Consider the following 15,216-nt stretch of genomic DNA (forward strand, 5'->3'; position numbering starts at 1 on the left):
GGGAAGGCTCAGGTGCCCGCGCCGCCGCGCCGTTCCGGCCCGGCGAGCCTCGCGCGGGCCTCCGCGGCGCGGAGGCTGCCGATGCCGGTGTAGGCGTTGAGCGCCATCTGCCAGTCCTCGCGGGCTTCTTCGGTGGCTGATTGGGCCACGTGAGCGTCTCCTCGGAGGAGGCGGGCATCCGCCTCCTCCTTGGGGGCACCGCGGCCCTGGAACAGGTCCAGAGCCTCGGTCAGCAGGGTGACGGCCTGGTCGGGGTGGCCCGCCGCCAGGGCGGACTCCGCGTGGCGGGTCAGCGTGCGGGCCTCGTTGTAGCGGTCGGGCGTGGGGAGATCGGCGAACTGGCGGCGCGCCGCCACGAGAAGCCCGGCGGCCTCCTCGTGGTGGCCAGCGGCGCTCGCGGCCCGGCCCCGGTGGTAGGTGAGCAGCGCCCGGCCGCGCGCGTGGTCGAGATCGCCGAGCGCGTCGATGGCCTGCCCGAACAGGTCCGCGGCCGCCTCGGGGCGGTCCTGCGCGAGGGCGACCAGACCAAGCCCCTCCAGCGCGGTCGATTCGGTACGGGCGTGCCGCGCGCGCCGTGCCGCCTCGCGTGCCGCCTCGTAGTGCCGCGCTGCCGCTACCGGGTCGCCGCCCTGGTCGAAGTGGGCGAAGGCCAGTTCGTAGTGCATACGGGCAGAGACCAGGAGCGCGTCGGCAGGCGGCGTGGGCAGTTCCAAGCGCCGGGTCGCCGCCTCCACTCCCAGGCCGCACACCTCGACCCACAGCGTGTGGTGCTTACGGCGGAAGAAGACCCCGCGCAGCGCCTCGACCAGTTCGCAAACCTGTCCGTACCGCTGGGCCCGCAGCGCGAGACCGGCCACCGCGACGGCGTTCTCGCGGTCCGCCTCCACCGCGTCCAGCGCCTCCTCCTCGGAGCTGAACACCTCGCTGAGCAAGTCGGGTTCGGTGAACACCGCGCCGATGCGCCAGCGCTTGGATACCAGGTGCTCGGCGGCCGCCGCGCGCCACAGATACCACGCCGCCAGGGTCGATCCGACCTCGGTGGCCTCGTCAACGCCCCCGTCTGGTGTGGGCGCCGATTGGGCGAGTTCCCTCGCGTACTCGTGCACCAGGCGATTCATCCGGCACCGCCCCTGGAGCCGTCGTTCGAGCAGACTGCCATCCAGCAGGGTGCGTCTGATCCGGGCCCCCTGCTCAGCGCCGCCCGCAAGTGCGTCCACCAGCTCGTCCGCGAACTCGGGGGTGGGATTGAGGCCGAGTGCCCGGAAGACCCTGGCCGCTGGCGCGTCCAGGGCACGGTAGGACACCTCGAACACCGCGGTCACCTCGAAGGCGGCGTCATCCGCGGACGGCTCGTCGGGCATGGCCAGCGCCTCCAGCAGCGAGCGGCGACCGGTCAACTGCCGGGCCAGCGCGTCCAGTCCGCCGTCCAGCGGATCGGCGGCGCGGGCCCCCGCGATACGCGCGGCGAGCGGCAGCCCGCCGAAGGCGGGGATCACGGCGCGCAACAGCTCGCCGTCCCCGGGCTGTTCGGCTCCCGTGGCGTCAGCGGCGTACCGGAACAGTTCCGCGCACGCGGCGTCGTCCAGGCCGTCGACCGGCACGTACACCGGTCTGGACGGCAGGGCGGCGCGGAGGCGGCCCAGCAGTTGGCGGCTGGTGACCAGGACCAGGCTCGCGGGATGGCCCGGCAGCAGCGGTGGAACCTGTGCGGCGTTGACGACGCCGTCCAGGACGACCAGGCAGGGAGCATGCGAAGTGAGCGAGCGGAAGTAGGAGCCCAACGCCAGTACACCGGCAGGCAGTTCGTCACGCGGAATGCCCAGGAGGCCGATGAACGCCTCCAGCACACCGGCCGTGTCGCTCGGGTGCAGCTCTCCGCGCGGGCTCATGTCCACGTAGAACACCCCACCGGGAAAGTCCGCTGACCGCTCGGCGACCCAGTACAGCACCACCCCCGACTTCCCGACGCCGGGCGCCCCGGTGATCACGACGACCTGCGCCGAGGTGCGGGCGCCGAGACCGTCGGTGAGCGCGTCCAGGCGCGCACGGATCAGCTCCCGGTCGACGAACCCGTCCGGTGGCGCGGGCTGCATGCGCGGGATGCACGATGGCCGCACCTGGGCCTGCTGGACGAGCGTGGCGTACTGCGCCTGGACAATCGTCTGGGCGTTGCCGCCCGACATGCTGTTGGAAACCGAGTGCACCCGGCAGCACACCCCCGTCCGCTCTGGTCACGGCTGCCAGTCGAAGTCTCGCAGGGCTATGCCGTAGCCGCCGCCATATTTCGGCCACGGTCTGGAAGGTGTTGGCCGAGCTGACCCTGCTGGAGAGCCGCATCGGCGGGGCGCTCGGTGAAGAGCGCGACGACCGTCCGGGTGGGGCATATACAGCGCACCCGGCCGCAGTTCGGACATACAGGAACGAGGAAAGACATGCTCCCAATGTGCCGCACCCAGATGAGAATTTCCTGGGAGTAGAAGGTAACGGATGTGCGACGGGGCGCCGCGGCACGGCGGCGGAACGGCTGGCAGGTAGCCTCGGGATCATGTTCGTACTTGAGCTGACCTACACCGCACCCCTGTCCGACGTGGAGAAAGAGATGGCCGCGCACATCTCCTGGCTCGACGAGCACTACGCGTCCGGGGTCTTCATCGCATCGGGTCGGAAAAACCCGCGGGACGGCGGAGTCATCCTGGCGGTCGGCGAGGACCGCGCCCGCATCGAGGAGATCGCCGCGGCAGACCCGTTCAGCGTCGCGGGGGTGTGCGCGTACCGCGTCACGGAGTTCATCGCGACCAAGACGGCCCCGGACCTGGCCGCGTACCGCCAGCCCCAGCCCCAGCCCTAGCTCCAGATCCAGATCCAGCTCTCGCCCTAGCCTCTGAGCTGGGCGAACTGGTGGACCGCTGCCTGCGCGTAGGCGATACGTGGGTCCAGTTGGTCGGCGCGGTAGCGGTAACCCGCGCTCATATGGCGGAACTCCAGGGCGGCCCGCGCGAAAGGCCACGCACCGCGCGGGCGCCAGGCGATGTGCTTGGGGCAGCTCCACACCGTGAGCCCGACGCCTTCGCTGAGGGTGACGAGCGCGACCAGCAGCGACACGGCGAAGAACAGGCACCAGAGGGGCAGCAACAGCACGAAGCCGAGCCAGTCCGGCCAGCCACCCTTGTATCCGATCAGCGGCGTGCGGCCGTCGGCGAACTCGATCCGCCAGCGGTAGCGCCCGAAGCGGTGGGGGCGGCCACGGTCGATCGTGGCCAGGACGTCCAGGTGCTCGTCCAGGACGGTGAACCAACGGGGCTCGCCCTTGGGGAGCGGCTCCGGTCGTACGGAGCACAGGGCCCGCTGGTCGGCGTCGCGCAGCACGAAGAGCGGGTGCATCTCGCCGGTTCGGGTGAGGGTCCGCATCCGCGCCTCGACCTCCGCGACGGTCACCTGCCGGGCGGAGGGGTCTGTCGGGGGTCGGGTGGCGCGGGTGGGGGCGGGGGTGCGGGATACCGCCGGGGACAACACGTTGCCCGGCTCGACCAGTTCGATGTACGCCGCCGCGTTCTCGGCGCGGTGCTCGGCGTCGGGCAGCACCATCAGCGAGCTGCCTTCGGCCCAGCGCCCGGCGTGCGCTCCGCTGCTGCCGTCCACCTCGATGGAGAACCCTGTCGCCGCCATCTCCCGCTGCTCCCCTGCTCGTTGCGCCCTGCCTGTCGCGGCGGCCCGGGGGGCGATTATGCCAACGCGGGGCCGCCGACGGCAGGGTGTCGCGCCACCGGACGGATCGCCGGGGCTGGCTCTGCGGGGTCAGGTGCGCAGCCGGGCGATGCGGCCCTGTTCGCCCGAGGCCCAGCACGCGCGGTCCCGGGTGCAGGTGACCGTGTCGTACGAGCCGGTGTCGACCGTCCGCCAGGTGCGGCCGCCGTCCGTGGTCAGGTCGGTGCCGGTGGGGCCGACCGCCAGCGCGGCCGACCTGCTGTGCGGCAGCCAGGTGACGCCGGAGCGGTAGGCGGGTGGCGGTGTGGCGGACGGTGTCCAGGTGCGGCCGCCGTTGGCGCTGCGGGCCGCGGCCCGCGGCGACGCGTGGCCGGTGCGGTAGTCGCCGCCGACCACGATGCCGTGCGTACGGCCCTGGAAGGCCGCGGCGAAGACCCCGCGCGCGGGTTCCCCGGCCGGGATCGGCGCCTTCGTCGCGGTCCAGGTCAGGCCACGGTCGCCGGAGTGCAGCACGCGCGCGTGGGAGCCGCCGCCGGTGGTCAGCCAGACGTCCCGGGGTCCGGAGCTGACCAGGCACTGGCCGCTCGCGGCGAATCCGGCCTCGCCCTCCAGGGCCGGGGGCATGCCGTCATCGGGCAGCACTTTCCAGGAGCGGCCGCCGTCGGATGTGGACAGGATGCGGAACCTGCCGTCCACGGGGTCGCTCATGGCGAGCCCGTGTCTGCGGTCGAAGAAGGTGAGGCAGTCGTAGAACGCCCGCGGCTCGGTGTTGCGGAAGGACTCGGTCCAGGTGGTGCCGCCGTCCTCGGTGCGCAGCATCCGGGACGCTTCGCCCTCGCCGATCGCCAGCACCACCGCGCGACGGCCGTCGAAGGCCTCGATGTCGCGGAACTCCAGTCGCTCGTCCACGGCACCCGGCGGTGAGACATCCCGCCAGCTACGGCCGCCGTTGGTGGTACGCAGCACGGTGCCGCCAGAGCCCGCGGCCCAGGCGGTGCGCTTGCTGACAGCGGCGAGACCGCGGAAGCGGACGTCGGTGCCGGTGTGGGTGAGCTGCCAGCCGGGCCACCTGGTCTCAGCGCGTGCGACGGATTCGCCGGGTGCGGCGGATTCGGCGGGTGCGGCGGCATCAGCAGGTGCGGTGGGTGCGGCCGATGCTGGTGTGGTCAGTGCGGCGGCGAGCGCCGCTCCGCACGTCGCTAAGGCCATCAAGCGGCGCACAGGTCTCGTCTTCCCCAGTCCCCTCATGGGCGGCGAAGCTAGCCGAGTCCACGGGCAGCGTCCAGGGTGCCTGCCTCGGTGACACAGCTCACCTCCGCCGGTGTGCACGGAATCCGCCATTCCGCCGTCTAAGCAGGTACCAGGCCGTATCCGGTTACCGGCCGTAGCATCCGCACCAGCTGTCGTAAGGGAGCAGGCGTTGACCACTGTCATCGAGCAAGCGGTCGAGGCGCGCCTCGTCGCCGCCGCACCACGCATGGCGACCATTCCCGCGACGCTCCACTACGACTCCCACGACCCGTTCGCCGTACGGATGGCGTTCCCCGCTCCCGCGACGCTGGAGGGTGTGGAGGTGTCCTGGGCGTTCGCCCGTGAGCTGCTCACGGTCGGTATCGAGGGCCCGGCGGGCGACGGCGACGTACGGGTCCGGCCGTACGGCTACGACCGGACCGTGCTGGAGTTCCACGCACCCGAAGGCACCGCGGTGGTGCATGTGCACACCGCCGAGCTGCGCCAGTTCCTGAAGCGCGCCGCGACGCTGGTGCCGCTGGGGCACGAACACCTGCTGCTTGACCTGGACGAGGACCTCGCGGAGCTCATGCGCGACGCCTGCTGACGACCTGGGTGTAATGCCTGGGGCCCAGGCGGATTCGTTTGGTTCATGGGGTGGACCAGAGGAAGGTGTCTGCGCTGTGGCGTCCTGCCAGAGCGTTCTGTCGGCCGGTCGCATTGCTCGGGCCGCGCGATCAGCTCGCTGGAGGGAGTGGCAGGACGAGGCGGAAGGTGACGCCGCGGTCTTGGCCCGTGTCGAGTTCGAGGCGTCCTCCGTGACCCTCGGCGATGGCGGTGGCGATGGCCAGGCCCAGGCCGGAGCCGCCTCGTGCCCGGGTGCGTGCGGGGTCCACCCGGTAGAAGCGCTCAAACACGCGTGCCGCGTCGGCGGCAGGCAGTCCCGGGCCGTCGTCCTCGACCTCGATGACGGCGACCCGGGTTCCGGCCGGGAAGGACGGTGCCATGCTGATGCGTCCCGGTGCGTGCGTGCCACCGGTGCGGGCACCTGCGCGGCCCGCACCCACGCGGACGTGGATGCGGCTGCCGGGCGGGGTGTGGGTGTGGGCGTTCGACAGTAGGTTCTCAACGATCTGCCGGAGACGGTGGGGATCTCCCACGACTTCCACCACGTCCAGTTCCCCTTCCTCCGCATCGGTGTTGGTGTCGGTGGGGCGCTCGCGTAGGGGGGACAGGCTCACGGGGTGTCCCGGTCGTTGCAGGGCTGCTGAGCTCACCGCGTCTGCTGCCAGGGACAGCAGGTCCACGTGTTCTTGCTGGTAGTCGGGGTGCCGGTCCAGTTGGGCGAGTAGTTGGAGGTCGTCGACAAGCAGGCTCATCCGTTCGGCGTTCTGGGCGATGTGCCGGTCGGCTTCCTGCCGCTCGCTCGTGGTGCGGCGGTCGGAGCGCAGCGCGAGCTGGGCGAATCCCTGGATGGCGGTCAGCGGGGTGCGCAGTTCGTGTCCGGCGTCGGCGACGAAGCGGCGCAGCCGTGTCTCCGACGTCTCGCGCTCGTGCAGGGCCTGCTGGAGTCGGTCGAGCATGGTGTTCAGTACGGTGCCGAGCCGTCCGATCTCGGTTTGCGGGTCGGTGTCGGGCAGCCGTAGGTCGAGCTGCCCGGCGGTGATGGCCTCGGCGGTGCGCTCCATGCGGGTCAGCGGCAGCAGGCTGAGCCGGACCACCTCACGGCCCAGCACCCACAAGGCTGCCACGGTGATGATGAGCAGCAGGCCGTTCAGCCAGAGGATCTTTGACGTGGCCCCGTCCACGGTGTCGAGCGGCAAGGCGATGACGACGGTCAGGTCGCGTGGTCCGTCCCGGCGCAGGACGCGCCAGTTTCCGTCTCCGGTGTCGGCTGCCACCGAGACCGGGCTGCCTTCCGTGGGCAGGAGGCGGTCGATGCTGTCGGGGAGCTGGGGGCCCGGCTCGTCGTCCAAGCCGAGTTTCTGGGGCAGGCGGTTGCCGCGGGCGTCGTAGAAGTAGACGCGGAAGTCCGAGGGCAGCGCCTCGCGTTCCGGCTTGCCGGGGCGGCGCGTGTCGAGGAAGGCGGAGGCGGGCGTGGGCCGGAAGTCGGCGAGCCGCTGGTCGACGCCGTCGAGGAGCCAGGACCGCAGGACGACGAAGCCGATCAGCTCGGCGGCCAGCACGGCCAGGGTGGCCAGCGCGGTGACTCCGAGGACGAGACGCCGGCGCAGCGAGCGGGGCGCGCGGAGGCCGGTCAACGCTCCGCTATTCCGTGGCTCGCGCGCGGCACCCGCAGGCTGTAGCCCACGCCCCGGACGGTGTGGATGAGCGGCGGGTCGAAGCGGTCGATCTTCTTCCGCAGGTACTTGATGTAGGTCTCGACCACGCGGGTGTCGCCCGCGAAGTCGTACTGCCACACATGGTCGAGGATCTGGGCTTTGCTCACGACCCGGCCAGCGTTGTCCATGAGGTACGACAGCAGCTTGAACTCGGTCGGCGAGAGCTGTACGTACTGGCCGGCCCGGTGCACCTCGTGTGCCCTCTCGTCGAGCTCGAGGTCGGCATAGCGCACGACGGTGTCCGGCAGCAGGGCGTCGGAGCCGAGCGTCCTTCGCAGGATGGCCTGGATACGGAGCAGTACTTCCTCGATGTTGAAGGGCTTGGTGACGTAGTCGTCGGCGCCGACGCTCAGCCCTTTGATGCGGTCGTCCACGCCGGTGCGGGCGGTGAGGAGCAGAACGGGCACCAGGTTGCCGGTCGCGCGCAGCCGACGGGTCACCTCGTAGCCGTCGAGGTCGGGCAGCATGATGTCCAGCAGGATCAGGTCGGGCAGCATGCGCGCGGCCTCGGCCAGCGCGGCGGCCCCCGTGTCCGTGCTCCGCACCTCATAGCCGGTGAGACTCAGCGTCGATTCGAGCAGCGTGCGGATGCTGGGCTCGTCCTCGACGACGAGAAGCCGGTGCTGCCGCTTCTCTTCGGTCCGCTCGGTCATATCGGCACTACGATCCGTTCTCTCACCAGGGTCCCGGCACCCGCCGTCCCCGCCAGGAGGCTATCCCGCGCCGGGCCCGGCGCGCCGTCGGCGTGGGGACGCGCCGGGCCCGGTGCGGGAGCAAAGCAGGTTGTGTCAGGACGACGACAGGGCGCCCTTGCGGAGCGTGACCACCTGGGGTGCGTGCTTGGCCAGGTGGGAGTCGTGCGTGACCATGATGAAGGTGAGTCCGTCCTCCTTGCAGCGGGTCTGCAGGACGTCCATGATCTCGTCGCGGGTGGACTCGTCGAGGTTGCCCGTCGGCTCGTCCGCGAGCAGTACCTGCGGCTTCTTGACCAGTGCCCGGGCGATGGCCACCCGCTGCTGCTGGCCGCCGGACAGCTCGCCCGGCACGTGGCCCAGCCGCTCTCCCAGTCCCACCGAGGAGAGGGCCTCGGCGGCCAGTTCGCGCCGATCCTTCGACTTGACGCCCAGCGGCACGAGGGCCGTTTCGACGTTCTCCTGGGCGGTCAGGGTCGGGATGAGGTTGAAGCTCTGGAAGACGAAGCCGATCTTCTCGCTGCGCAGGCGGGTCAGACGGGCCTCGGGCAGCTTCGCCAGGTCGACACCGTCGAGCAGCACACTGCCGGAGGTCGGCCGGTCCAGGCCGCCCAGCATCTGCAGGAGGGTCGACTTGCCGCCGCCGGTGGGGCCCTTGATGACCAGGTAGTCGCCTGCGGTGATGGTGAGGTCCACTCCGGCGAGCGCGTCGACGACGCCCTTGCCGCGGGTGTAGCGCCGGGTGACGCCGGTGAGTTCGTACATGGTTGCTCCTGCGAAGAGGGACGAGGGCCGGTCAGGCGACGCGGGAGAGGGCGTCGGCGGGGCGGAGCCGGGAGGCACGCCACCCGCCGAAGGCCCCGGCGACGAGGCCGCCCGCGACGGCTAGCCCGACGGCCAGGATGATCACGGAGAGGCTGACCGGCGCGGAGAGGACCACATCCAGCGTCCGTGCGGCGGTTTCCCGTGCGCCGCCGGGGCCACCGCCCAGGCCGCCACCGGGACCGCCCATGCCGCCTCCCCCGCCGGGGCCGCGCATGCCGCCGCCGGAAGCGCCCAGCTCCGCGGAGAGCGAGGGCCCGAAGGCGGTGACCGCCCACGCGCCGACCAGGCCCAGCCCGATGCCCATGGCGCCACCGACCAGGCCCGTCACGACGGCCTCGCCGACGACCTGCCCGGTGACCCGGCGCGAGCGCCAGCCCAGTGCCTTGAGGGTGCCGAACTCCCGGACGCGCCGGGCGACGGCGGACGAGGTGAGCAGGCCGGCGACCAGGAACGCCGCGGCCAGGACCACCACGGACAGCCAGCGGCCGACCGTCTCGGCGAGGCCGGACGCGGTGGACAGGGACCCGGAGACGGTGTCCGCCAGGTCCTCGGAGGTGGTCACGGTGGCGTCCGGAACGGCCTTGAGTACTGCGGATTCCACCGCACCGAGCTGCTGCGTGTCGTTGGCCTGCACGTAGACAGTGGTGATCTTGTCCTTGACGTCGGCCAGGGCCTGGGCCTGGGCGAGCGGCAGATAGACGTTGGCGGCGGAGTCCCCGCTGGTCGCGGTGGCCACGCCAATGATCTCGAACTTGGTGTCGCTCACCGTGACCGTGTCACCGGTGGTGAGCTTCTTCTCCTTGGCGTAGGCGTTGTCCACCACGGCAACCTTCGCCGATGCCTCGGACGTCTCGAAGCCGCGCCCGTCGGTGATCTCCGAGGAAGACATCGGTCCCATCCCCGGATGCGCGACGTCGGTGCCGTACACGGTGAAACTGTCGATGGAGAAGTCGGCGCCGCCGCCCGTCACCTCACCATCCGAGCCGCCGCCCCGCCCAGCGCCCGGCCGCTGCTGGAACTGGCCGCGACTGAACTCACCGTCGACCTTCACCACATTGAGGCTGAGCCCGCCCACGGCGTTCGCCACACCGTCCGCCTTCGCCACGGACGAGACCGCGGCGGCGTCCAGGGTCTGCAGGCCCTGCACCATGACCCGGTCACTGCTCTGCCGCTCACCATCCTCCCCGTCGCCACCGGCGTCGAAGCGGAACCGCGGCCGCCCGCTGCCGTCCTCCGAGGCTGGTTCCGGGGCCTTGGTGACGGTCATGTCGGTACCGAGCCCGTAGAGGGATTCCAGGACCTGGTCCTGGGCCTTCCCCATGCCGGTCGAGACAGCGTTGACCACGATGACAAGAGCGATACCGAGAGCCAGCCCGGAAGCGACGACCAGCGCCGACTTCCTCCGGCGGCGCAGTTCGCGACGCAGATAGGTGAAGAACATGGGCCGCACGCTAGGCGGGCGGCCTGGCAGCACCGTGAGCGTTACGTGAGAGAACACCGAGAGTCTCACCGCAACGGACACCGCACCTGGCCCGCGATGACGTCCTTCGGGTCATCAGGCGGACCAGAGAAAAAATGCCCGCGCTGTGGAGTCCGGCCAGGTAAATGGTCGCGGTCTTCTCGTAACGGGTGGCGATGCCACGCCACTGCCTGAGGCGGTTGATGCACCGTGCGACGGTGTTGCGCTGCTTGTACGCCTCCCGGTCGAAGGCAGGCGGTCTGCCACCGGCTTTTCCGCGCCGCACCCGGTTGGCCCGTTGGTCGGCCCGTTCCGGGATCACCGCGCGGATAACCGCGTCAGCGCAGGTGGATGCGGATCTCGCGCGAGGAGTACGCCTTGTCGGCCAGGACCATGTCCGACCTGGTGCGGGGGCGTCCACGGCGGCGAGGCACGGCCTGGGCCTGGGCCTGGGCCTTGAGGTTCGTCATACGGGACAGCCAAGCAGCGCCGGAAGGCCAGGTCTGGCGAGAATCCAACACCTACGTCCGGCACGTCTGTACATCTGGCGAGAAAACCCGGTTGCCGTCGCTGGCGGCCTCCTCCTACAGTGCAGGGGTACCTGTTGCCGCCGATAGGAGTAGGACGTTGCTCGTCTGAGGTCTTGAGACACCGCCGCATCGCAGTGAAGTGCTCCAAGTGACCCTGCGTTCTGTGTGCGTCGTGTGCGACCTCGGCTGTCGAGCCGTCCTGAAGCGGAACGGGTTTTCTCTTTTGCCCCCTAGGAGGGCGTCTTCCCGATCCCGATCCGCTCGGCTGTCGCCACGCCTCGGTGTCTCGTCCCGCGTTGCCCCTGACCATTCCAGCGCGCGCCGGAGGCCCGTATGTCTACCTTCCCCCCTTCTCTCACCTGCACCTCGCTCAGCTTCGCCTGGCCGGACGGCACCGAGGTCTTCGATGACCTCCAAGTGGCCTTCGGTCCGGGCAGAACCGGCCTGATCGGCGTCAACGGCTCGGGAAAGTCCACCCTGTTGAAGCTGATCGCGGGTGAACTCACGCCTGCCGACGGCGTGGTGCGCCTGGCGGGCGAGGTCGGATACCTGCCGCAGAACGTCACCCTGGACACGGAGCTACGGGTCGACGAGGCACTCGGTATCGCCGCGCGCCGCGCCGCGCTGCACGCCATCGAAGCGGGCGACGTCGGCGAGGAGCACTTCACCGCCGTCGGCGACGACTGGGACGTCGAGGAGCGCGCCGTGGCGACCCTGGACCAGCTCGGGCTCGGGCACATCGGGCTCGACCGCACCATCGGTGAGGTGTCCGGCGGCGAGTCGGTGCTGCTCAGGCTGGCCGCGCTGCTGCTGAGCCGCCCCGATGTCCTGCTGCTCGACGAGCCGACCAACAACCTGGATCTGTACGCCAGGCAGCGGCTCTACAGCGCTGTCGAGGCCTGGTCGGGCGTGCTGATCGTGATCAGTCACGACCGGGAACTCCTGGACCTGGTCGACCAGATCGCCGATCTGCGCGACGGCCGGATCACCTGGTACGGGGGCAACTTCAGCGCGTACGAGGAGGCCCTGGCTACCGAACAGGAGGCCGCGGAGCGCTTGGTGCGGGTCGCTGAGGCCGACCTCAAGCGGCAGAAGCGCGAACTGACCGACGCACATGTCAAGTTGGCCCGGCGGGTGCGGTACGGACAGAAGATGTACGACACGAAGCGCGAGCCCCGGGCGGTGATGAAGATGCGCAAACGCACGGCCCAGGAGTCGGCGGGCAAGCACCGCATCCTGCACGAGGAGAAGCTCACCGAGGCGAAGGAGCGGCTCGACGAAGCGGTGGAAGCGGTCCGGGACGACGACGAGATCCGCGTCGACCTGCCGTACACCGCGGTGCCACCGGGCCGCTCAGTGCTGACCCTGCGTCAGTTGCGGCTTGCCTACGGGGCCCAGGTGCGGGGCGAGTTCGAGCTGCGCGGGCCCGAGCGCATCGCGCTGGTCGGGCGTAACGGCGCGGGCAAGACCACGCTGCTGCGCACGATCAGCGGCGAGCTCGCCCCGACGGAGGGCGAGGCGCTGGCCCACGTACCCCTGCGGTTCCTGCCGCAGCGGCTCGACGTACTGGACGGGGAGCGGACCGTCGCGGAGAACGTGGCCCGGTCCGCTCCCGACGCCAGCAACAACCGCGTCCGGGCGCGGCTGGCCCGCTTCCTGTTCAAAGGGGCGCGGGCCGACCAGCGGGCGGCGACGCTGTCGGGCGGCGAGCGGTTCAGGGCGGCACTCGCGGCGCTACTGCTCGCGGAGCCCGCGCCGCAGCTGCTGATGCTGGACGAGCCGACGAACAACCTGGACATGGCCAGCGTCAAGCAGCTGACGTCGGCGCTGGAGTCGTACGAGGGGGCGCTGATCGTGGCCAGCCACGATCTGCCGTTCCTGGAGTCGATCGGCATCACGCGCTGGCTGCTGCTCGACGGTGAGCTCAGGGACACGACGGCGGAGGAGGTGCGTACGGCGATGGCGACGAGCTGAGGCTACAGAGCGGCGCGCCGCGCCGGGCCGGGCGCGCCGGACGAGTGGCCCGAGCGAGTGGCCCGAGCGAGTGGGCCGGGCGAGCCGGGCGCGCCCCTGAGCTGAGCGGATGCTCGACTCAGGGGCACACCCCGGTCGGGCGACGCGGGGTTTCCCCGACCTGGGCACGCCCTGCATGATGTCCGCCACCACCGCCGCCACCACGTCGCCACACTGCCGCCGATACGGAGTCATCACACTGTGTCCAGCAAGAAGGCCCTGATCCGCCGCCCGAGCCCGCGCCTCGCCGAAGGCCTGGTCACGCACATCGAGCGCGCCGTCGTCGACCCCGCCCGCGCGCTGGAGCAGTGGCACGCCTATGCCACGACGCTGCGCGCGCACGGCTGGGAGACGGTCGAGGTAGACCCGGCCGACGACTGTCCGGACGGCGTCTTCGTCGAGGACGCGGTCGTGATGTTCCGCAATGTCGCCCTGATCGCCCGGCCCGGCGCGGAGTCCCGCCGCCCGGAGACCATCGCGGTGGAACACACCGTGGCCGAGCTCGGGGCCTCGGTGAACTGGGTCTGGACCCCCGGAACGCTGGACGGCGGCGATGTCCTCAAGATCGGCGACTCGGTGTACGTGGGGCGCGGCGGGCGGACCAACGCGGACGGCGTGCGGCAGCTGCGGGCGGCCTTCGAGCCGCTGGGGGCGCGGGTCATCGCCGTACCGGTGTCGAAGGTGCTGCATCTGAAGTCGGCGGTGACCGCGCTGCCGGACGGCACGGTCATCGGGTACGAACCGCTGCTGAACCCGGAGCTGACCACGCTGTTCCCGCGCCTGCTCGCCGTACCCGAGGAGTCGGGGGCGCATGTGGTGCTGCTGGGCGGCGCGAAACTGCTGATCGCCGCGAGTGCGCCACGGTCCGCGGAGCTGCTGGCGGATCTGGGCTATGAGCCGGTGCCAGTGGACATCAGCGAGTACGAGAAGCTGGAGGGGTGTGTGACGTGCCTCTCGGTGCGGCTGCGGGATCTGTACACATAAAACACCCACAGACCGGCATGAAACGGGCAGGGATTACCCCTGGCGGGGCTTCCCTTTTACGGGGCACTTAACCTACGGTCTCGTAACCTACGAATCCGTAGGTAGCACTCTCCCGTCCCCGCAGGAGCCCCCGTGACAGTCACCTCCCCCCACCTCGGCAGTTCGGACAGCTGGACCGACGCCCGGCTCCTGTACGCGCTGGAGGAAGTGGTGGAGAAGGAGCTCAACCGCCACCTGAAGGTCGCCAAGGACTGGATGCCGCACGAGTACGTGCCGTGGTCGGACGGGCGGAACTTCCCCGGTTTCTTCGAGGACGGCGAGGCGTGGGACCCGCAGCAGTCCAAGGTCACGGACATCGGCAAGACCGCCCTGGTGGTCAACCTGCTGACCGAGGACAACCTCCCCAGCTACCACCACGAGATCGCCTCGCTCTTCGGCCGGGACGGCGCGTGGGGCACCTGGGTGCACCGCTGGACCGCCGAGGAGGGCCGGCACGGCATCGTGATGCGCGACTACCTGCTCGCCTCGCGGGCGGTCGACCCGGACAAGCTCGAGCAGTTCCGGATGGCGCACATGGCGGAGGGCTTCGAGTCGGACAACCGGCACTCGATGCTGCACTCGGTGGCGTACGTCGCCTTCCAGGAGCTGGCGACGCGGATCTCGCACCGGAACACCGGCCATCAGTCGGGTGACCCGGTCTGTGACCGGATGCTGGCGCGCATCGCCACCGACGAGAACCTGCACATGGTCTTCTACCGCAACCTGCTCGGTGCGGCCTTCGAGATCGCCCCCGACCTGACCATGCGGTCGGTACGGGATGTCGTCGTCAACTTCCGGATGCCCGGACACGGGATGCCCGGCTTCGAGCGGGCCGCCGCGCAGATGGCGATCGGCGAGATCTACAACATGCGCATCCACCACGACGACGTGCTCCAGCCGGTGCTGCGCTTCCTGAAGGTCCTGGAGATCACCGGGCTCGGCCCCGAGGGTCTCAAGGCGCAGGAGGAGCTGGGCCTGTACATGGGCGGGCTCGACGCGGAAGCCACGAAGTTCGACGTGAAGCTGGAAGCCCGCAAGGCCCGCATCGCGGCCCGCGCCGCCGCGGGCTGAGCGCCCCCGTCCTAGCTTCGCCCCGTGCGCCGTAGCTGCTGGCGCTCCTTCTCTGAGAGGCCGCCCCAGACGCCGAAGCGCTCGTCGTGCGTCAGGGCGTACTCCAGGCAGGCGGGGCGCCCTTCGCACGCCATACAGAGGCGCTTGGCCTCACTCACGGAGCCACCGGGCTCCGGGAAGAAGAATTCGGGCCCGGTCTGGGCGCAGAGCGCCTCCGTCCGCCAGGCCGGGACATCTGCGGCTGTGGTGTCGCTGAGCATGGCCGTCATCCTGCCGAGCCGCGCGAAACGATCGATCAACAAACGCTGAACGCCCACCTCATCCCC

At 70.7% G+C, this 15,216-nt stretch carries 13 protein-coding genes and 1 pseudogene; 5 read left to right on the forward strand and 9 right to left on the reverse strand.

The features are described from left to right. Positions 1–8 precede the first annotated feature (8 nt). Entirely contained in the window at positions 9–2,204 is a 2,196-nt protein-coding gene (locus tag GCN81_RS04295; protein ID WP_156722088.1) for a hypothetical protein, read from the reverse strand. A 341-nt stretch (positions 2,205–2,545) separates the two neighbouring features. On the opposite strand from GCN81_RS04295, the gene GCN81_RS04300 reads away from it, so the two are divergent. Further along, positions 2,546–2,848, forward strand: a complete 303-nt coding sequence (locus GCN81_RS04300) for a YciI family protein (RefSeq protein ID WP_156722089.1) — start codon at positions 2,546–2,548, stop codon at positions 2,846–2,848. Between the two features lie 26 nt (positions 2,849–2,874). Here GCN81_RS04300 and GCN81_RS04305 read toward each other — a convergent pair whose 3' ends face one another. Continuing rightward, positions 2,875–3,666, reverse strand: coding sequence for a hypothetical protein (locus GCN81_RS04305; protein WP_156722090.1), 792 nt, complete (start codon positions 3,664–3,666; stop codon positions 2,875–2,877). Between the two features lie 129 nt (positions 3,667–3,795). Beyond that, on the reverse strand, positions 3,796–4,914 hold the full coding sequence (locus tag GCN81_RS04310) for a WD40/YVTN/BNR-like repeat-containing protein (protein ID WP_231626365.1): 1,119 nt from the start codon (positions 4,912–4,914) through the stop codon (positions 3,796–3,798). A gap of 211 nt (positions 4,915–5,125) precedes the next feature. Between GCN81_RS04310 and ssgD the strand changes: the two genes are divergently transcribed. Next, entirely contained in the window at positions 5,126–5,542 is a 417-nt protein-coding gene (gene ssgD / locus GCN81_RS04315; RefSeq protein ID WP_156722092.1) for a spore wall synthesis regulator SsgD, read from the forward strand. Positions 5,543–5,672: 130 nt separating this feature from the next. On the opposite strand, the gene GCN81_RS04320 is transcribed toward ssgD, so the two are convergent. From GCN81_RS04320 to GCN81_RS04340, 5 genes and pseudogenes are all read right to left on the reverse strand, one after another. Then, a complete protein-coding gene (locus GCN81_RS04320; protein ID WP_156722093.1) occupies positions 5,673–7,196 on the reverse strand; it encodes a sensor histidine kinase in 1,524 nt (507 codons plus the stop codon). After that, a complete protein-coding gene (locus GCN81_RS04325) occupies positions 7,193–7,930 on the reverse strand; it encodes a response regulator transcription factor (protein WP_156722094.1) in 738 nt (245 codons plus the stop codon). Before GCN81_RS04325 ends, GCN81_RS04320 begins: the two co-directional genes overlap by 4 nt. Before the next feature lie 135 nt (positions 7,931–8,065). Further along, a complete protein-coding gene (locus GCN81_RS04330; protein ID WP_156722095.1) occupies positions 8,066–8,734 on the reverse strand; it encodes an ABC transporter ATP-binding protein in 669 nt (222 codons plus the stop codon). A 31-nt stretch (positions 8,735–8,765) separates the two neighbouring features. Beyond that, complete coding sequence (locus GCN81_RS04335; protein ID WP_156722096.1) at positions 8,766–10,235, reverse strand: ABC transporter permease; 1,470 nt, start codon at positions 10,233–10,235, stop codon at positions 8,766–8,768. A 145-nt stretch (positions 10,236–10,380) separates the two neighbouring features. Further along, positions 10,381–10,672 (reverse strand): annotated as a pseudogene (locus GCN81_RS04340) (IS5/IS1182 family transposase); the annotation flags it as partial. 444 nt (positions 10,673–11,116) lie between these two features. On the opposite strand from GCN81_RS04340, the gene GCN81_RS04345 reads away from it, so the two are divergent. From GCN81_RS04345 to GCN81_RS04355, 3 genes are all read left to right on the forward strand, one after another. Next, positions 11,117–12,757, forward strand: coding sequence for an ABC-F family ATP-binding cassette domain-containing protein (locus GCN81_RS04345; RefSeq protein ID WP_156722097.1), 1,641 nt, complete (start codon positions 11,117–11,119; stop codon positions 12,755–12,757). 240 nt (positions 12,758–12,997) lie between these two features. Next, positions 12,998–13,780, forward strand: coding sequence for a dimethylargininase (ddaH, locus tag GCN81_RS04350; RefSeq protein ID WP_156722098.1), 783 nt, complete (start codon positions 12,998–13,000; stop codon positions 13,778–13,780). Positions 13,781–13,912: 132 nt separating this feature from the next. Continuing rightward, the gene (locus GCN81_RS04355) at positions 13,913–14,890 is read left to right on the forward strand and encodes an acyl-ACP desaturase (RefSeq protein ID WP_156722099.1); all 978 of its coding nucleotides are present in this window, start codon (positions 13,913–13,915) and stop codon (positions 14,888–14,890) included. Between the two features lie 11 nt (positions 14,891–14,901). Here GCN81_RS04355 and GCN81_RS04360 read toward each other — a convergent pair whose 3' ends face one another. After that, positions 14,902–15,159: a WhiB family transcriptional regulator gene (locus GCN81_RS04360; RefSeq protein WP_407697940.1), complete on the reverse strand. Its 258-nt coding sequence runs from the start codon at positions 15,157–15,159 to the stop codon at positions 14,902–14,904. Positions 15,160–15,216: the final 57 nt, after the last annotated feature.

This window comes from Streptomyces apocyni, assembly GCF_009739465.1.
Taxonomy (GTDB): Bacteria; Actinomycetota; Actinomycetes; order Streptomycetales; family Streptomycetaceae; genus Streptomyces; species Streptomyces apocyni.